The sequence below is a fragment of the Bacteroides sp. genome (assembly GCF_052357945.1).
In the GTDB taxonomy this organism is placed as follows: domain Bacteria; phylum Bacteroidota; class Bacteroidia; order Bacteroidales; family Bacteroidaceae; genus Bacteroides.
The window spans coordinates 1-20,058 of record NZ_DAWCXD010000059.1 but is presented as its reverse complement, the minus strand read 5'-3'; the positions used below and the strand labels follow the sequence as shown (position 1 = coordinate 20,058).

The 20,058-nt window shown below is 40.7% G+C and carries 13 protein-coding genes; 12 read left to right on the top strand and 1 reads right to left on the bottom strand.

All coding sequences use genetic code 11. The annotated features are described in order from the left end of the window. Window positions 1-6: 6 nt before the first annotated feature. The 10 genes from ACT8YW_RS12225 (at window position 7) to ACT8YW_RS12180 (ending at window position 15,240) form a co-directional block, all read left to right on the top strand. Window positions 7-2,088, top strand: coding sequence for a cytochrome c biogenesis protein CcdA (locus ACT8YW_RS12225; protein ID WP_444105213.1), 2,082 nt, complete (start codon window positions 7-9; stop codon window positions 2,086-2,088). A 149-nt stretch (window positions 2,089-2,237) separates the two neighbouring features. Next, on the top strand, window positions 2,238-2,840 hold the full coding sequence (locus ACT8YW_RS12220) for an RNA polymerase sigma-70 factor (RefSeq protein WP_009040891.1): 603 nt from the start codon (window positions 2,238-2,240) through the stop codon (window positions 2,838-2,840). Between the two features lie 86 nt (window positions 2,841-2,926). Beyond that, window positions 2,927-3,916, top strand: coding sequence for a FecR family protein (locus ACT8YW_RS12215; RefSeq protein ID WP_242397326.1), 990 nt, complete (start codon window positions 2,927-2,929; stop codon window positions 3,914-3,916). Between the two features lie 207 nt (window positions 3,917-4,123). Beyond that, window positions 4,124-7,567 (top strand): TonB-dependent receptor, encoded by a 3,444-nt coding sequence (locus ACT8YW_RS12210; protein ID WP_444105210.1) that lies wholly within the window; start codon window positions 4,124-4,126, stop codon window positions 7,565-7,567. A gap of 23 nt (window positions 7,568-7,590) precedes the next feature. Continuing rightward, on the top strand, window positions 7,591-8,982 hold the full coding sequence (locus ACT8YW_RS12205; RefSeq protein WP_444105208.1) for a RagB/SusD family nutrient uptake outer membrane protein: 1,392 nt from the start codon (window positions 7,591-7,593) through the stop codon (window positions 8,980-8,982). 27 nt (window positions 8,983-9,009) lie between these two features. Next, a complete protein-coding gene (locus tag ACT8YW_RS12200; RefSeq protein ID WP_444105206.1) occupies window positions 9,010-10,983 on the top strand; it encodes an outer membrane protein assembly factor BamB family protein in 1,974 nt (657 codons plus the stop codon). A gap of 6 nt (window positions 10,984-10,989) precedes the next feature. Further along, complete coding sequence (locus ACT8YW_RS12195) at window positions 10,990-11,871, top strand: sugar phosphate isomerase/epimerase family protein (protein ID WP_444105204.1); 882 nt, start codon at window positions 10,990-10,992, stop codon at window positions 11,869-11,871. A 1-nt stretch (window position 11,872) separates the two neighbouring features. Next, window positions 11,873-12,931: an MBL fold metallo-hydrolase gene (locus ACT8YW_RS12190; protein ID WP_444105202.1), complete on the top strand. Its 1,059-nt coding sequence runs from the start codon at window positions 11,873-11,875 to the stop codon at window positions 12,929-12,931. A gap of 20 nt (window positions 12,932-12,951) precedes the next feature. Next, window positions 12,952-13,851: a glycerophosphodiester phosphodiesterase family protein gene (locus tag ACT8YW_RS12185; protein ID WP_444105200.1), complete on the top strand. Its 900-nt coding sequence runs from the start codon at window positions 12,952-12,954 to the stop codon at window positions 13,849-13,851. A gap of 12 nt (window positions 13,852-13,863) precedes the next feature. Continuing rightward, a complete protein-coding gene (locus ACT8YW_RS12180; RefSeq protein WP_444105198.1) occupies window positions 13,864-15,240 on the top strand; it encodes an MFS transporter in 1,377 nt (458 codons plus the stop codon). A gap of 150 nt (window positions 15,241-15,390) precedes the next feature. Here the strand turns inward: ACT8YW_RS12180 and ACT8YW_RS12175 are convergent, their stop codons facing one another. Then, window positions 15,391-16,956, bottom strand: a complete 1,566-nt coding sequence (locus ACT8YW_RS12175) for an ATP-binding protein (RefSeq protein ID WP_444105197.1) — start codon at window positions 16,954-16,956, stop codon at window positions 15,391-15,393. A 154-nt stretch (window positions 16,957-17,110) separates the two neighbouring features. Between ACT8YW_RS12175 and ACT8YW_RS12170 the strand changes: the two genes are divergently transcribed. Then, window positions 17,111-17,767, top strand: a complete 657-nt coding sequence (locus ACT8YW_RS12170) for a DUF2490 domain-containing protein (RefSeq protein WP_444105195.1) — start codon at window positions 17,111-17,113, stop codon at window positions 17,765-17,767. A gap of 306 nt (window positions 17,768-18,073) precedes the next feature. Continuing rightward, on the top strand, window positions 18,074-19,978 hold the full coding sequence (locus tag ACT8YW_RS12165) for a fimbrillin family protein (RefSeq protein WP_444105193.1): 1,905 nt from the start codon (window positions 18,074-18,076) through the stop codon (window positions 19,976-19,978). Window positions 19,979-20,058: the final 80 nt, after the last annotated feature.

Below are 20,058 nucleotides of genomic sequence, written 5' to 3'. Positions count from 1 at the left end.
ATAAAGATGAGAAAAATAATTTCTTTCCTGCTTTTAAGCTTTGTTGTATATGCATTGCAAGCGCAGATCAAAGATCCGGTAAAGTTTAAAACAGAACTGACACCTCTCTCCGATGCGGAGGCAGAGGTGGTGTTTACGGCTGCCATTGATAAAGGTTGGCATGTTTATTCTACCGACCTGGGAGATGGCGGTCCTATTTCTGCAACATTTAATGTTGATAATAAATCGGGTGTCGAGCTTGTCGGTAAACTGAAGCCTGTGGGCAAAGAAGTAGCTACTTTCGATAAATTGTTCGAAATGAAGGTACGTTATTTCGAGAATACGGCAAAGTTTGTGCAGAAAGTGAAATTTACGGGTGGAGCTTACGCAATAGAAGGTTATCTGGAGTACGGAGCCTGTGATGACGAGAGTTGTCTGCCTCCTACTCAAGTGCCATTCAAGTTTTCGGGAGTAGCAAAAGCCGGAAATGCTGCCGCAACGAAAACAGAACAATCGAAAACTGAACAACCGGAACAAAAAGTAGTGGATAAGGCAGATAAGAAAGAAGAGGCAACTTCTGTTGCTTCGAAAGACTCATCTGCTATGATGGAGCTGGTGCCTGCAACTACAACGGAAGCAGCCACGGATATTCAGCCGGCAGTTGCCTCTAGTGAACTTTGGAAACCCGTTATCAGTGATCTGCAAGCATTAGGCGAGGAGCACGGGCAGGAGGATATGTCCTGGATATATATATTCATTACAGGGTTCCTTGGAGGATTATTGGCTTTATTCACTCCGTGTGTGTGGCCGATTATTCCGATGACAGTCAGCTTTTTCCTGAAACGCAGTAAAGACAAAAAGAAAGGAATTCGTGATGCGTGGACGTATGGTGCATCTATCGTCGTGATTTATGTGGCATTAGGTTTGGCTATCACGTTGATTTTCGGTGCCAGCGCATTAAACGCTTTATCTACCAATGCTATTTTCAACATTCTCTTCTTCCTGATGTTGGTGATTTTTGCCGCTTCATTCTTTGGAGCGTTTGAAATCAGACTACCTTCGAAATGGGGAAACGCAGTAGATAGCAAAGCAGAATCTACGACCGGATTACTAAGTATTTTCCTGATGGCTTTCACGCTTTCATTGGTATCTTTCTCTTGTACAGGTCCGATTATCGGATTTCTGCTGGTACAGGTATCTACCACAGGAAGTGTGGTTGCTCCGGCAATTGGTATGTTAGGATTTGCCATTGCTTTGGCATTGCCATTTACACTTTTTGCCCTGTTCCCGTCTTGGCTGAAATCTATGCCGAAGTCCGGTGGATGGATGAATGTAATCAAAGTAACGCTGGGTTTCCTCGAATTGGCGTTTGCGCTTAAATTCTTGTCGGTAGCTGACTTGGCTTACGGTTGGAGACTGCTTGACCGCGAAACATTCCTGGCTCTGTGGATTGTAATCTTTGCTTTGCTTGGATTCTATCTGTTGGGTAAGATCAAATTTCCGCATGATGACGATGATAATAAGGTGGGAGTCACCCGCTTCTTTATGGCATTAATCTCTTTAGCGTTTGCCGTATATATGGTTCCCGGTTTGTGGGGAGCACCATTGAAGGCTGTATCTGCATTTGCTCCGCCTATGCAGACGCAAGACTTCAATTTGTATAAGAACGAGGTACATGCGAAATTCGATGATTATGATTTAGGCATGGAATATGCCCGTCTGAACGGAAAACCCGTTATGCTTGACTTTACCGGATATGGTTGCGTAAACTGTCGTAAGATGGAAGCAGCGGTGTGGACTGATCCGAAAGTGAGTGATTTGATTAATAACGATTATGTACTGATTACTCTCTATGTGGATAATAAGACTCCGTTGACCGAGCCCGTAAAGATAATCGAGAACGGTACAGAACGTACTTTGCGTACTGTCGGCGATAAATGGAGTTATCTGCAACGTGTGAAATTCGGAGCCAACGCCCAGCCTTTCTATGTATTATTGGACAATCAGGGCAAACCGTTGAATAAGTCGTATGCCTATAACGAAGATATTCCTAAGTATATCGAATTCTTGCAGACCGGATTGGAGAATTATAAGAAAGGGAAAAATTAAAATCTTCGATAAGACACAGTCTTGAATGATAAATGAAATAAAAGCGCTCTCATCTTTTCGGTGAGAGCGCTTTTATTTTTTTATTTCAGAAAAAATACATACGTTTGTAACATCATAACAATACCTTTGTGCCCAAAAATAAAGAAAATATGTACGCAACAGACACTCTTGTAAATGAACGGGAATTGGTTCTCCGTCTGATAGACGGAGATGAAGAGGCCTTTTGCGAACTTTATGCCGCTTACAAGAATCGTTTGCTCTACTTCGCCCTGAAGTTCGTCAAGTCGCGTGAATTTGCTGAAGATATTTTTCAGGATGCATTTACGGTAGTCTGGCAAACTCGTCGTTTCATCAATCCCGAAGCCTCTTTTTCTTCCTACCTTTATACTATCGTACGTAATCGTATTCTGAATCAGTTGCGTGACATGGCTAATGAAGATCAGTTGAAAGAACAGATTCTTTCTCAAGCGATCGATTCAACAAACGAGACCAATAACCATATTTTGCTCAATGATTTGAAAGAGATTGTTGCCCGTGCATTGGAACAATTGACACCCCGCCAACGGGAAGTGTTCAAAATGAGCCGTGAGTTACAGATGTCTCATAAAGAAATAGCCGAAGCGTTGGGTGTCTCTGTTCATACGGTGCAGGAACATATTTCTGTTTCTCTGAAAGTGATTCGTTCTTATCTGACTAAATATTCAAGTACATCAGCTGATATACTTTTGATTCTATTTTGTTTAAACTTATAATAAATGTTAATTACACCCTAGCTCTTTCTTACTTTTGTGTATTACTTATACAAAGGGAAGGAAATTAATATCCTTATTTTGAATGTATGATGAAAGATACTAAAACAGAAAAAGATAAATTGCATCGTTACCTGGATGACCTTTATACCCGGGAAGAGGCTTCGCAATTTTTGCAAAGCATAAAAGAAACAGAAAACCAAGATTTATTGGATGAACTGGCAGCAGAGGTTTGGGAAGAATCCGGGAACTTGCAACCTGCTACTGATTTGGAACGGGAAAAATATAAGAGAGAGGCACGTCAGTTATTGAAACGTATCGAACACAAAAAACGTACCTGGTTCCGCCGGGCGTCTGTGGTGGCGGTTAGTACGGCGGCTGTCATAGCCATTATAATAGGAAGTGTCAACTTTTTCCGGTATATGAATGAACAGCAGGTCACGCTTGCTGAAGTCACCACTTCTTTTGGTGAAAAAAGGCAAGTGACTTTGCCGGATGGAACTCTTTTGGTATTGAATTCTTGTTCTCAAGTGCGTTATCCGGAACGTTTTGTGGGAGATAGCCGTGAAATAGAACTTGAAGGTGAGGGATATTTCCGTGTTGCCCGTAATGAAAAGATGCCATTTGTTGTAAAGACGAAGCGGCTGGATGTTCGGGTATTGGGTACTCGTTTTGATGTCAAGTCCTATTCAACGGATGAGATTGTATCTGTGAGTGTGGAGAGTGGTAAAGTACAGGTTGATTTACCGGAAGCGATGATGAGGCTGACCGCAAAAGAGCAAGTGCTTATCAATACGGTTTCCGGTGAATATAGCAAGAAAACAGAAGACAGGGGAGTGGCTGTCTGGATGAAAGGAGGTTTACGTTTCTACAGTACACCGATTCGGGATGTGGCAAAAGAACTGGAGCGTGTATATAATTGCCGGATTACTTTTGCTCCCGGTCAGGATTTCAACAACTTGATTACCGGTGAGCACGATAATAAGAGTCTGGAGGCCGTACTTAAATCCATCGAATTTATCAGCGGTGATATCAAATATAAGAAAGAAGGTATTAATGTCCTTCTTTATAAAGAATGAGATGAAGAAAAGATAATGTTCAACCTTTAAAAGAATAATAGATGAAAACAGCCCCTTCATGAACCCCCTAAAATGATAGAAGCACTCCAAAGGAATGCCCCTATCCGCAATCCGGACGGATATTCATAAGCTTCGACCCAAATGAATAACGTATCGCGTATTGCTTGTTTTTAATAACTTTAGTCAATTACTAAAACGCACAAATTTATGAATAATCTTCTTATTTGTAAAGGGATAAGTAAAAATAGCTGTTCGTTTTTAGCTTTTTTACTATTCACCTTCATTTTAATTGTTCCGGCTGCTGCTCAAACATTGAAAGAGCATGATATAACGCTTCGCGTGCAAAATGAGCCGGTAGAAAGTGTTTTCAATAAAATCAGCAAACAGACTAATTTTAAATTTCTCTATGACCAGGAGACAGTGAACAAAGCTCCGAGAGTTTCTTTCGACATTAAAAATGCTTCATTAAAACAGATTCTGGGGGAGATAACCACCCAGGCCAAACTTTATTTCAATAGGACCGATCATACAATTGCTGTCAGCAAACAGCCGCTTAAAAAGGAAGAAACAGTTCAACGTACACGCACTATCCAGGGAATTGTTGCAGATGATAAAGGAGAACCGGTGATTGGTGCCAGTGTTCAGATTAAAGGAGAAGGCAGTGGTACCATTACCGATATCGACGGACGTTATTCAATCATGAATGTACCGGAATCTGCCACACTGACTATTTCTTATATCGGCTATAAAACGGTGAATATCTCTGCAAAAGATAAGAATACGGCAAAAATCACGTTGGTGGAAGATAGTAAGATGATCGATGAAGTAGTCGTGGTAGGCTATGGTGTTCAGAGAAAAAGAGATGTTTCTACTTCTATTTCTTCCGTGAAAGCCGAACAAATAGCAGAAGTTTCTGCTTCCGATTTTCGTCAGGCGTTGGCGGGAAAAATGCCGGGAGTACAGGTTACGCAACCTAGTGGTGATCCGGAAGGAAGCGTAAGTATCCGTGTTCGTGGTATCAGCACAGTGAATGCAGGTAGTGATCCTCTCTATATTATCGACGGTGTACCGGTGGAACGTGGATTTGCCAATCTGAATAATAATGATGTTGAATCTGTAGAAGTCTTGAAAGATGCTTCTTCGGCAGCTATTTATGGTAGCCGCGGATCGAATGGTGTAATTATTATCACAACCAAACAGGGGCAGTCGGAGAAAATGAAAGTGCAGTATGATGGATATTATGGTATCCAGAGTGTTTCGAAGAAACTTTCAATGATGAATGCATATCAGTTTGCCGAATTTGCAAAAGATGGGCATGACAACGCCTATCTGGATGCCAATCCCGGTGGATCACCGGACGATCCGAATGGAATGCGTCCCAACTCATGGGAACGTATCCCCACCGAACTCTTTCCTTATCTGAATGGGGACAAAGGACTGACCGATACGGACTGGCAAGACGCTATATTCCGTACTGCTGCTACTACCAGCCACAATGTATCTATTTCCGGCAGAGGAAAAACAGTCGGTTATTTTATTTCAGCCAACTATTATGATAAAGAAGGTATTATCATTAATTCCGATTTTAAGAAATATAGTATGCGTATGAATTTGGACGGGAAATATAAAAGACTGAAATTCGGTCTGAATTTTTCTCCTTCTTATTCTACTTCCAACCGGGTAGATGCTTCCGGGTCCAATGGTATTGTGCAATCAGCCTTGATGATGCCTCCGGTATGGCCGGTGTATAATGCGGATGGAAGCTATAACTATCAGGGAAACGGATATTGGAGAATTGGGAATGACTATCAGCACAATGCCGTATTAAATCCGGTAGCCATGGCAAACCTCCAATCGGATGTTGTAGACCGTATGGCTATTGTGGGAAAAGTCTTTGCGGAATTGGAGTTATATAAAGGGCTTACCTATAACATTTCTTTTGGTGGTGATTATTACGGTTCGCATAACGATCAATACCGTTCATCGGAACTTCCATTGTTGGGACAGAAATATTATGATGTGAAGTCGAATCCTACTGCATACAGTTCATCCGGTTTTTACTTCAACTGGTTGGTTGAGAATAAAATCAATTATAATACGACCATCAAGGATGCTCATTCTATCAATGTCGTTTTAGTACAATCGGCTCAAAAAGAAACATATAAAGGTGATAATGTGACGGCTACCGATTTCCCGAATGACTACATACAAACGATTTCCGGAGGTACGGTGACGAAAGGTGCATCTGATAAAACACAGTGGACAATTGCTTCTTATCTGGCACGTGTACAGTATAGCTATAAAGGTAAGTATATGGCTTCAGCAGCCATTCGTGCAGACGGTTCTTCCCGTTTCGGAAAAAACAACCGTTGGGGATATTTTCCTTCTGCTTCTTTTGCATGGAGAATAAGTGGAGAAGACTTTTTCACGAAAGCAAAATTCCTGTCATTTGTTGATGACTTGAAACTTAGAGCCAGTTATGGGGTTACCGGTAATTTCCAGATTGGTAATTATGACCACCTGTCTCTGATGGCTTCCGATAACTATATACTCGGTACAGGCAATGGGCAGTTGGTGAATGGATATAAGCCAAGTACTATAAAGAATGAGGATTTGAGTTGGGAAAAGAATGCGATGGTGAATGTGGGTCTTGATTTACAAATGTTCAAAGGATTACTGGGACTGACTGTGGATTATTATAATACCAACACTTCTAATATGTTGTTGAACGTACCTGTTCCTCATCTGACCGGATATAGCACTGCATTGATGAATATCGGTAAAGTAAACAACAGGGGATGGGAAATAGCATTGACCTCGCAGAAGAATATAACGAAAGATTTCGGTTATTCATTCAATGCCAATTATGCTACGAATACAAACGAAGTAAAGGCGCTCGGTCCGGGTAATGCTCCTATCATATCTACCGGTAGCGTAGATCATGCGTATTACATAACGAAAGTTGGTGAACCTATCGGCTGTTATTATCTGTTGGTGCAGGATGGTATTTTCTCCAATGAAGAAGAACTGAAGAAATATCCTCATTTCAGCAATACCAAGCCCGGAGATTTCCGGTTTGTGGATGTAGATGGAGACGGTGTGATGGACTTGGATAAAGACCGTACGATAGTAGGTAACTATATGCCTGATTTCACCTATGGATTCGGGGGAAAAGTGTGGTTTAAGGGATTTGATCTTGATTTCAATTTTCAGGGAGTGTATGGTAATGAGATTCTGAACTTGAATCGCCGTTACATTGATAATCTGGAAGGCAATACCAATGGTACTACCATCGCCTTGAATCGTTGGAAGAGTCCGGAAGATCCGGGAAACGGTCAGGTGAATCGTGCCAATCGTAAATCAAAAGGTTATAATGGACGTACGTCAACCTGGCATTTGGAAGATGGTTCTTATCTGCGGTTGCAGAATGTGACACTGGGATATACTCTGCCGAAGAATCTGACCCAGCGCTTTTTTGTAGAAAAGTTGAGAGTATACGTTTCCGGACAAAATCTCTGGACTTCAACTAATTATAGTGGATATAATCCGGAAGTGAATGCCCGGCCGTCTAATTCTCTTTCACCAGGTGAGGATTATGGTACTTATCCATTGGCTAAAACATTCTTATTTGGATTGAATATAACTCTTTAATCATCCTTTAAAATACACGTTGTATGAAAAAATATAAACTAATACTATTCTTGTCAACTGCTTTTCTATCAGTTGCCTGTACAGATAGTTTCTTCGATTTGGAACCAAGTAGCAGTGTGCCTACCGATAAGGTATATAAGACAGCAGACGATTTTAATGTAGCTGTGATGGGATGTTACTCTAAATTGCAGACACAGGTTTCCTATTTTACGGAGTGCTGCGAATATCGGAGTGATAATTTGACATTGAGCGCACCTACTGCCGGAACGCAGGACCGTTATGATATCGACCAGTTTGCAGATAAAGCTTCTAACGGCATTCTGGAAGATGCTTGGGCGAATTTTAATAATGGAGTTTATCGTTGTAATCTTATATTAGATAGGATTGATGAAGCCAACTTTGACGCTACTCTGAAAAAACAATATAAAGGAGAAGCCCTTTTCATTCGTGCACTTACCTATTTTAATATGTACCGTCTGTGGGGAGGAATACCTATGACTAATAAGGTGGTAACAGTGGCCGAAGCTCTGAAAATCGGACGTAGTTCAGACCAGCAGGTTTATGATTTCCTTGTCGGTGATTTGAATCAGGTTATTAATGAAAGTATGTTGCCGTCTTCTTATACAAGTACCGATATGGGACGAGTGACTTCCGGTGCTGCAATGGCACTGCTCGGCAAGATTTACCTCACTTTCCATAAATGGACGGAAGCTCGAAATGTGTTATCTCAATTGATAGGTAAGTATTCTCTGATGACTACTCCGGACCGGGTTTTTGATGTAAATAATAAAATGAATGATGAGATCATTTTTGCTGTTCGCTTTAATAAGGATGTGGAAGGAGAAGGGCATGGATACTGGTTCTCTATTATTAACCTGACCGACGATACCAATCAGACAAAGGCACTGAAAGAATGTTATAAAGACGGGGATAAGCGGAAAGATTTGATTACTTATGTAAAGGTGGAAGATAAGGTCTGTGTCATGAATAAATTTAAAGATATCAAGAGCGCGACTTATAACACTGTTGGTAACGACCAGATTATTCTCCGTTATGCCGATGTATTGTTGATGTACGCAGAAGCTTTGAATGAAATAAGCTATAGTAATTTGCAGAATTCAGAAGCCTTGGTTGCTTTGAATGCCGTACATACCCGTGCCGGATTGTCTCCGATTTTGATTACAGAGTTACCCGACCAGGATAGTTTCCGTAGTGCGATTATGCTGGAACGTCAACAGGAATTTCCTTATGAGGGACAGCGTTGGTTCGATTTGGTACGTATGGGAGGTGCTAAGGAAGCCATGAAAGCAGAAGGACATATTATTCAGGATTACCAATTCCTGTATCCTATTCCCAAAACGGAATTGGAAAGAATAAACAACACAGAATTGTTGTGGCAGAATACGGGATATTAATAGGGTTAAACTAAAAGAATTCAGACAATGAAAAAAATAATATATAGCTTGTTGTTTATTCTCACAGTAGTTTTTACTGCTTGTGAAGAAGAGCTGCCAAAAGCGAATTTCGATTTATATGAACTGAAGTCACTTACGGCAACAGCCGGAGATATGAATGTGACTCTTGCTTGGGAGGCATACGAAAATGCCCGGCCTAATGAATATTTGATTCTTTGGACTTCCGGATCGTCAGACGCGGAAGGAGGTGAGATGACTGTGGATGCAAAAACAATGACTGCCACAATCAATAATCTGGTGAATGACGTTGCTTACACTTTTTCTGTACAGCCTCGTTATACAGGAGGATTGGCTAGTAAAACGACTGCTGCTTGTACGCCGAAGAATGCGAGATACCCGATTTCTGATCTGACGGCAGCAGCCGGCAATGAAAGAGTGCGTTTGAGATGGACAAAACCTGCCAGTGAACGTTTTACCCGTTATCAGGTTACTGTTAATCCGGGCAATCAGATTATCAATCTGGATGATACTTCATTGGAAGAATACATTGTTGACGGGTTGACTAACGATCAGGAATATACGTTCAACGTAGTTTGTGTTTATCCTACGGGCAATTCTATTCCAGTGGAAACTTCAGCTACTCCGGGATTGATCTATCCTATTCTTGCCAATACGGAACTGGTCGTGTGGGAACCTTGCGCCTTTGCTTATAACGATATGTATTTTATGGCAGGTGAAGTGAAATCGGTAAGCTGGGATTTTGGTGATGGTACGACATCAGGAGAAAACAATCCTGTACATGCATTTGCTACTACCGGAACTTATACAGTAGCTGTTACGGTGACTTATGTAAATAACACAACCGAGTCGGGTAGTCTGGCTGTTACAGTCGGCAATTATAAATGGAATTCTGTCGATTTGAACTTTGGCGGACTTACCGGATATGTAAAGACTTCCAATCCGGTGTTCTCTCCGGATGGAAAAACAATGTACATTCCAACATCTACTCCTGCAGGGCATTTATTTGCTATTGATGTAGTGAGCGGTGAATTCAAATGGGTGTTTGCTATCAGTCAGATAACGTATGGTGGAGGTGCGTTAGTCGGTTCTGATGGCACTATTTATCAGTGTGTGAGTAATGCTTCCGTAAATAATGTATATGCAATAGCCCCTACTAATGGTAAACAAAAATGGGCGGTTAAATTGGATGGCGTAATAGGAGCTTTCCCTGCATTGTCTGCAGATGGTATCCTTTATTGTCTGACTAATAAAAGCATATTGTATGCACTTGATGTAGCTAATCAGGGCAGTATCAAATGGCAAAAACAGTTAGATGGTGACACGGGAGGTGCTGTTGTCCTTGATAAAAAGGGCAATGTTTACGCTGGTACGAATGCAACTATTTATGCCTTCAACTCAAAGGGTGAACCGCTTTGGACATTAGAGGGAGATAATAAAGTTACAGAACGGGGAGTTTTTGCGTTGAATGGTAATATGCTTTATGCGACGTTGAAAGGAGGCGGACTTGTTGCTGTCGATATGACAAACGGGACAAAGAAATGGACGTATCCGACAACGAAAGGGGATGCCTATTTCCCGATTGTAGATAAAAATGGTAATATCTACTTTACGGAGAAAAATTCACAGACGGTTCATGCGGTAAATTCTAGCGGATCTAAAATCTGGGAGAAAAAGGTAGGCAACAATTTGAATTACAGTGGAGGTGCCTTGAGCACGGATGGTATTCTTTATATAGGTACTCAATCGAATAACAAAGTGTTGGGACTTGATATCACTAATGGAAACATCGTTTTTGAAGAAACTGTAGGACAACAAGTCATGACAGCTGTTACTATTGGTCCGGACAAACGGCTTTATTGCGGAACGATCGGAACTAGTGAAATTGGTTCCGTCAAAGCATTTGATATTAATAGAACTTTGGAGACAGGCTCCTGGAGTATTCGTGGTGGTGATATTCAAGGTACAAACCGTCAAAAGTAAACAATCATGAGAGTTTCTGTTTTTATCTTATTTATAGCGATGACAATAGGTTTATATGCACAGAAATATAAAGTAGGTACGACTACAGCTTTGTGGAAAGTACCTGCTTCCACAGACTTTTCTCAAGCTCGGTCTGTGGGGCTAGAGTATGTGGAAGTTGCATTTAACCAGTGTTATAGAGGCGTTCCGGCAAATGAGGTCATTCCTCGTGTTCGGGATATGAAAGCAAAAATTGATAGTGCCGGTATCAAAGTCTGGTCTATACATCTTCCTTTTTCCCGAACACTGGATATATCGGTTCTCGATGAAAAGAAAAGGAAAGAAAATGTAGATTTTATGGCGGAGATGATCGGACAGTGCGCTCAATTTCAGCCGAAATGTTTAGTCCTGCATCCAAGTTCCGAACCGATTGACGACAGTATTCGGGCACAAAGAATAGCCAATGCTTCCAGGTCTATCGCTTATCTGAAGAAGTATGCGGATCAGATAGGAGTACAGTTATGTATAGAGAATCTGCCGCGGACTTGTCTGGGAAATACTCCTGAAGAACTTTGGGAGATTATCAAAGATATTCCCGGTGTGAAGGTTTGTTTTGATACCAATCATTATACAAAAGGAACGACGGAACATTTTGTAGAAACCATTGGTGAACGTATTGGCACCATACATGCTTCGGATTTTGATTTTGTCAACGAGTGCCACTGGCTTCCTACGCAAGGCGATATTAAGTGGGAAAAGTTAATGCACGCACTCGAAGGAGTCGGTTATGAAGGAGTTTTCATGTATGAAGCGACTAAAGATCATGAAAGCCATGATACACGTCCAACACCGGAACGGGTCGTTGAAACTTTCAATAAAATAATTAATGATTATAAAACACTGAAATAAGATGGATATAATAAGAAAAATTCAATATTTACTGTTTTGCCTTTTGGCAATAGGTTTTGTTGCTTGCGATGATGATGACAACAACAGTATCGAAACAGGTCATGAAGGAATCCTTACTCAATTGGCAGAGGACGTGGATGCCACAGCACAACAGTTGTGGAGTTCTTCTCCTTTGATTGTCAATGCCGGACGCACTGCTACTTTGACCAAAATTCAGGGGTATGCGGATAAATGTAAAAATGATTATTTCATCAGTTATCTGAATGGTTTCGACCAGGCAAGTACAAGTATGGAAAAGTGTGATCCTATTATCTATTTTTATCGGAGCGCATTTGACCGCGTGATGGATGGAGTTAAAAACTCAAAAGTGGAAAATGGTACGGCAGAGATTTGGGCACTCTATAATATGGGGTATGTGGTTAAGACTCCGTCAGGGTGTTTTGCTATTGACATATCTCATCGTTGGGCGAAAGAGCTGGCACCTTATATTGATTTTCTCTGTGTTACACACAAGCACTCCGATCATTATAGTAATGATCTTATCCAGGCTATGTTTGATTTAGGTAAACCGGTGTTATCCAACTATTTGAAAGACACGACATATCCTTATACTGCAAAGGGGGATAAAGATTATGAAATTGGAAAAATCAAGATTAAAACCTGTATCACTGACCATAACAATGCCGGGTTATCTAATTTTGTGACTGTGTTTTCGATCGATTGTGGGGAAGATACCGGTAATTTCGTTTTTATGCATGTAGGAGACTCTAACTATAAACCGGAACAATATACGAATCTGGCTTCTCATGTGAATGTTTTGATACCGCGTTATGCTTCCAATGCTCTGACCGAAAATAATATTCTGGGTTCAGGTGCGGGACAGGTGGAGCCCGATTATGTCTTGTTATCACATATCTTGGAACTGGCTCATGCAGGTGTTGATGAATCAAGATGGTCATTGGATATGGCACTCGAACGGGCTTCGAAGATTAACTGTGAACAGACTTACGTACCAATGTGGGGAGAAAAACTAGTCTGGAAAAACAATAAACTGAATTAAAATTCTTAATGCTTGAACTTATGAAACGGATATGTAACTTCATACTTCTTCTGTGTTTGGTGCAACTGGCTGTTGCTCAAAATAGAATAGCTGAAATCAGAGAAAATCTGCTGGGAAATCATCCAGATAAAATATTGGTTGTATCCCACCGGGCTGACTGGCGTAATGCCCCGGAAAACTCATTGCAAGGTATACAGAATTGCATTGATATGGGTGTCGATATGGTGGAGATCGATTTGAAACGAACCAAAGATGGACATTTAGTAGTGATGCATGATAAAACGATCAATCGTACCATGTCTGGAAAAGGACTGGTGGAAGATTATACATTGGCCGAATTGAAAGCAATGCGTCTTAAAAATGGAGTAGCTTGTAAGACAAGACATCAGATTCCTACATTGGAAGAAGTGATGTTGCTCTGCAAAGGTAAGATCATGGTAAATATTGATAAGGGGTATGATTATTTTCAGGAAGCTTATATTGTACTCGAAAAGACGGGAACGGTTGACCAGTGTGTTATCAAAGCTGGCCTTCCTTATGAACAAGTGAAAGCCGAAAACGGTGCTGTATTGGATAAAGTGATTTTTATGCCTATTGTACAGTTGCATAAAAAAGGAGCCGAAGCTATTATTGACAGTTACAAGACTCACATGAAGCCTGCTGCTTATGAGTTAGTGTTTGATAATGATAGTCCTGAGGTGCTTAACCTGATAAAAAAAGTGCGTGATACGGGTTCTAAGTTGTTTATAAACTCTCTTTGGCCCGAATTATGTGGTGGTCATGATGACGACTGTGCAGTAGAACTTCATCAACCGGATGAAAGCTGGGGATGGATCATTAATCAGGGAGCCAAATTAATTCAAACTGACCGTCCTGCCCTCTTATTGGAGTATCTGCGCAAAAAGAAACTTCACGACTAAATAGACTTTTTCATGTTGAAACAACTTATAAACTTTTACAAGGTCTCTTCACCGAGACCTTGTAACGGGGAAGTTTTGTCTTCATCCGGCTCACAACATCTTCATTCCGATGCCCGTCGTCTGAAATACCTGAAATGGTCTACTTTCCTTTCAGCCACTTTCGGTTACGGCATGTACTATGTTTGTCGTCTTAGCCTGAATGTCGTGAAGAAGCCCATCGTAGATGAAGGAATTTTCTCCGAAACAGAACTGGGAATTATCGGTTCGGTATTGTTCTTTACTTACGCCCTTGGAAAATTTACGAATGGTTTTCTGGCCGACCGTAGCAATATCAACCGCTTTATGACTACCGGTTTACTGGTAACTGCTTTAGTGAATCTGTGCCTGGGTTTTACCCATTCTTTTATTCTGTTTGCTCTCCTTTGGGGGATTAGTGGCTGGTTTCAGTCTATGGGTGCTGCTTCTTGTGTAGTGGGACTTTCCCGTTGGTTCACGGACAAAGAACGAGGTTCCTATTACGGATTTTGGTCTGCCAGCCACAATATCGGTGAGGCGTTGACCTTCCTAATTGTTGCGTCTATCGTTAGTGTATTGGGATGGAGATACGGTTTCTTCGGTGCCGGTATTGTTGGTTTGCTTGGTGCTTTAATTGTGTGGAAGTTCTTCCATGACACTCCCGAGAGTCAGGGCTTTCCTCCTGTAAATGCTCCCAAACAGAAAGAGGAGATGAGTGTGGTGGAAACGACAGACTTCAATAAAGCCCAACGCCAGGTATTGATGATGCCTGCTATCTGGATACTGGCTCTTTCGAGTGCTTTTATGTATATCAGTCGCTATGCTATCAATAGCTGGGGTGTTTTTTATCTGGAAGCGCAAAAAGGATATTCCACGTTGGATGCCAGCTTCATTATTTCCATCTGTCCGGTCTGTGGTATCGTAGGTACCATATTTTCGGGTGTTATTTCTGACAAGTTATTTGGCGGTCGTCGAAATGTTCCCGCCCTGATTTTCGGATTGATGAATGTTCTTGCACTTAGCCTGTTCTTGTTGGTTCCCGGTGTACACTTCTGGATAGATGTGTTGGCCATGGTTCTTTTCGGTTTGGGTATCGGAGTTCTCATTTGTTTTCTGGGTGGCCTGATGGCAGTCGATATTGCTCCCCGCAATGCGTCGGGAGCAGCATTGGGGGTAGTCGGCATTGCCAGTTATATTGGGGCCGGATTACAGGATGTAATGAGTGGTGTTCTGATAGAGGGGCAAAAGACGGTTCAGAATGGAGTCGATGTTTATGATTTCACCTATATCAATTGGTTCTGGATTGGTGCGGCTCTGCTGTCGGTACTTTTTGCGTTATTGGTTTGGAATGCAAAACCAAAAGAGACGGATTAGTTTCACGTATATTAGACATAGCAGGTATATTAAGTTAGATTGAAAAAAACTTGTTTCCAAAAGAGGATAATAAATGTTTATTTTCAATGGTATTGTATTTTATTCGGGAAGTTCGTAGCTACGATTCTTCCCGAAATGTTTTTATCATATTTATATTGTCTCTGTCAGCCAACGATTGATATTACGGGTTTCCGTACCAAATTCCACACCAATTTTCACTATTTCCCGATGGTCTTTCTGATAAGGAATCAGATATCCTTTCTCATCAATCTGTTTCATCGCTTCTTCTGCAGTTCCATTTAATTTGAACTCAAACACATAGACATATTTCGGCGTTTTAACTACAGCATCGGCGCGTCCACGGCTACTGCGTACCTCCGCTTCCGTGAATTGCCCCATCAGTTTGAATACGAGATAGAAGATAACCTGATAGTGACGTTCGGTCTGGTCATTCAATTCATACGGAATATCGGCAAAGAAAGCCTCCAGGCGGGTGAGGAAAGACTCATAATCACCTGTGCGTAATTCCTGAACGAATTTTCCGATATAAAATCCCTGATCGTTGTTCTTCATTGGAGTGTAAAATGGAACAAGGAAATTAATGAATCCGTAGCGCACTTCATCATTCGGAAAATCAAGTAGATAGTTTTGAAACTCTCTGTTATAATTCTTAATAGTTAGATATCCACTTTGATAAATCAGCGGTACGGGATTATTAGCATCCATTCTATATTCTGCAAAAGAAGATGCAGGTGCTTCTATGCCATTTAATAAAGTACGGAGATCATACTCACTTTTTTGCAGCAGTTCCACCAAGAATGTCGGTGTACCAGTTTGGAACCAATAGCTACCCAACTCCAGTTTGCTGAAAGCATTCAACACACTGAACGGATTGAATACTCCTGCACCATCCGGATGGAAATGATAGCCGTCATAGTTGCGTTCCATTGCTGTGACTACCTCTTCTGGAGTCTGATGATTTTTGCGACCGAAAGTTTCAATTTCGGGTTCGAAAGTACTTTTCAGTTCTTCGCGGGTGATACCGCAAAGTGTGGCGTAAGAATAGTCGAGACTAATGTCATTCAACTGATTTAAGTCACTGAATACACTGACTTGAGAGAACTTCGTAACTCCGGTCAGGAAAACAAAGCGGAGATATGCGTCAGCACTTTTCAATACTCCATAAAAGGCTTTCAATGTCTGGCGATACTCTTCGAATAATTTTGGACGGGTAATAGCTTGCAGAAGCGGTTTGTCGTATTCGTCCACCAATACAACGACACCTTTTCCCGTTTTCAGGGAAGCTTGTTCGATTACATAACTAAAGCGCTCTTCAGGGCTACGGTCTTTTTTCTCATCGCCATAAATAGCTTCCCATTTTTCTAAATATTGGTTTAGCATTGCAATTAAATCTGCTGCCGTTTCATATTTTTTTGCATTCAGATCAAGATGTAAAACCGGATGCTGTTCCCATTTCGTCTCTAATTGTTCAATAGCCAACCCATCGAATAGCTCTTTTTTTCCTTGAAAATACGCATCGAATGTAGAAATTAATAAGCTTTTACCAAAGCGACGCGGCCTGCTTAGAAAATATGGCTTTCCTAGGTTAGCCATACGCCATACGAGTGCTGTTTTATCTACATAAAGATAATTTTCCTTCCGTATCCCTTCGAATGTTTGTATTCCAATAGGAAGTTTACGCATCAAGTTGTCCATATCCGATGATTTTAGAGTTTCTTACGCAAAGATACAATATGCAAATGAGAATTTAGACAGAATACGAATATAATCTTTTCAGAATCTTTTCAGTATCATGCTTTTTCTTTGCGTAGAATAATTTACTATCTTTGCTACTTTAACCCGAAAATCAATGAGTAGAATATTATTAAATACTAAGACTTGGCTATTATTTGCGCTGTTGCTTGGAATATCATTTTCTGCATGGGCACAAAGTGACGATTTCAATACATGGACTAAATTCAAGGTAAATCATAAAATAGATTCCCGGTTTTCAGTTTCAGGTGATTTGGAATTGCGCATGAAAGATGATGTGAGTAAATTAGATCGTTGGGGACTTATTGTTGGTGGAAGTTACCGGCCCTATTCATTTTTGAATCTGGGTGTTGGCTATGAAACCCATCTTCGGAATTTGGGTGACTCGGACTGGAAATTCAGGCATCGCTATCATATAACTGCTACTGCCAGTTTTCGTTATCAATGGTTGAAAGTAGCTGTAAGGGAAAGATTTCAGCAGACTTTTGATCGTGGCAACTCTGAAACTCGTTTGCGTTCCCGCTTGAAATTATCCTATGCTCCTACAAAAGGAATTGTTTCCCCCTATTTCTCTGTTGAAATCTATCAGAGTCTGGATGATGTTTCTTTTTGGAGGGCCAGTCGTATGCGTTATCGTCCCGGAGTGGAAATAGCTTTAGCCAAACGTTGGTCGTTGGATGCATTCTATTGTTATCAATATGCATCTTCACGAGGCAGACACATTGCCGGAATAGAAGTGGGGTATTCTTTCTGAAATTAGTAGGCTCCTAATATAATAATGTGAGAGTTTAATACTTGGTTTTTGACTACTTGTTTATAACTCATTGGCTGTTTGTGTTTTAACTTAAAATGTAAAATTTTCCTATAGGAATTATACTTCGGCTTAATATAATTATATATTTTTGCTTTCAAGACATCAAAATGATATCTTGAAATTGATGATTCCACAGTACAACAGACGTGTTGTTCAGTATCCCATAACCGAAAGCGAATACTTCCTCTTATGCCATTCTTTCTGTTCAATCAAAAGTTTCTATTGGGAAATTAAAAAATAAATGTGATGAAACTATTTTATAATCTACAAAGGGGCGTGGGTTTACTTGTTTTTTGTTCTATCTTACTTAGTGCTTGTGTGAACCATATTTCGGAGGAAGAGGAGGATAGTGTTAATAATGGAGATATTCCATTGAAATTTATTGCCGATATTCGTGAGTCAGTTAGTACCCGTATGGCAAATAATAACTTTGCTGAAGGGGATGAAGTCGGCCTGTTTGCTCTTGCCGGAACCACTACAATGCAAGAAGAACGTTATGTGGATAATCTTCATTTCATACGTTCATCCAATGGTGAGTTTGAATCTAACGAGTCAGTATTCTATCCGGATGATGGAGTTACATTGAATTTAATCAGTTATTATCCTTATCAAAAGAGTGGAGTGGCGATAGGAGAAAGTACCATGCAGGTGGCAGTTGCGACGATCCAAAATATTTCCGACGATTATTCATATTCTGATTTCCTGATTGCTTCTAAAGAAGAGGTGTTAGCCAGTAAGGAGGCGGTCACTCTGACCTATAATCATCAGTTTTTTCGTCTGAAAATTGTTCTTATTCCTGGAGAGGGGGAGAATCTGGAAGATATGTTATCCGTTAATCCTACGCTTTCGGTGAGTGGCTTTTATACTAAAACGAGTTATGATTTTCAGAAAAAGACTTTCTCTGGTTATTCCGAAGAGAAAGATATTACTCCTGCAGGAGAATGGGAGATAAAAGATGGTCGACTGATAGGAAAAGAATTTATTCTGATACCTCAGGAGGCGACTCCAGGATACCAATACATAACGTTGGAAGCTGCAGGAAAATTATATACCAGTCTATTACCATCTACTTTACAATTAAAAAGTGGAAAGCAGCGTGAATTGGAAATAAAGTTTGTATCAGCCGAAGATGTATTAATGAGTAAAGTGAATGGGGAAATCGGAGATTGGGACGGAACCGAAATAGATCATACAGAATCGGTCACGCTTCATAAATACATAGATGTTTCGAAGTTGACTTTTGAAAAGTCGAATGTGTATAAAGTGTTACATTCAGGAAAGCAAGTAGCCGAAATATGTAAGGAGTATCTTGTTACTTCGGAATTTTCTTCGCAGGCAATCGTTGCCTATCCGATGAAAAAAGATGGTAGTGTGGACTTATCTCAAGGTGTTGTGGCACAGTTACTAGGGAAATCTGGAAAAGTGAATGGAGGAAGCATATCATGGAATATGGAAGATCACTCATTGGCCTATGTTGACGGAACTTTGTCGATTCGTAATAATGTATATGTGATGGCAGACGGAACCGTTTCTTTATCCGTTACAATGGCAGATGACATACTACCAGTTTTGGCATTGGAAGATATCGTTCGTGATGTACGTGGAGGAGTCATTCATAATTATCCGTTAGTGAAGATCGGAACTCAATATTGGATGCGGGATAATCTGGAGGTATCTTCCTATGTCGACGGTGAAGCACTTCCCAGACTGGATGCAGTGACAGCGAATGTTGTCGGATATCTGCAATCTGCTACGGAACACTATTTTTATACAGCTAATGTAGTACTTTCTAATAAAATTCTACCTATTCATTGGAGTATACCGGATTGGAAAGACTGGAATATTTTAAAAGACTATCTGAATGGAGAGGCTTCTTTGCTGAAATCAGGTACTTGGTTACCTTTGAAAGCGGGAGAACAGGTACAGCCTGCAACTAATTTATCCGGTTTTAATGGAATACCTGTAGGAATGTATGTGGGGGCTTTTCAAACTGATTACGAGAAAAAACATCTGGCATATTGGACACTGGATAATGTGAATACCGCTATCGATACTAAGGTTTTCTATCTGAAAAGTGATACGGATATCATTGAAGAATCTAATGCAGGTATTGATACAAAAGCCTTTGCCATTCGTTGCATCAGAAAGTAAATCGACGAAAAAGGCTTCTCTTTTCCATAAATTGCTTATATTTGGGAAGTAAAACTAACTAAAAGAGAGAACTATGAAGA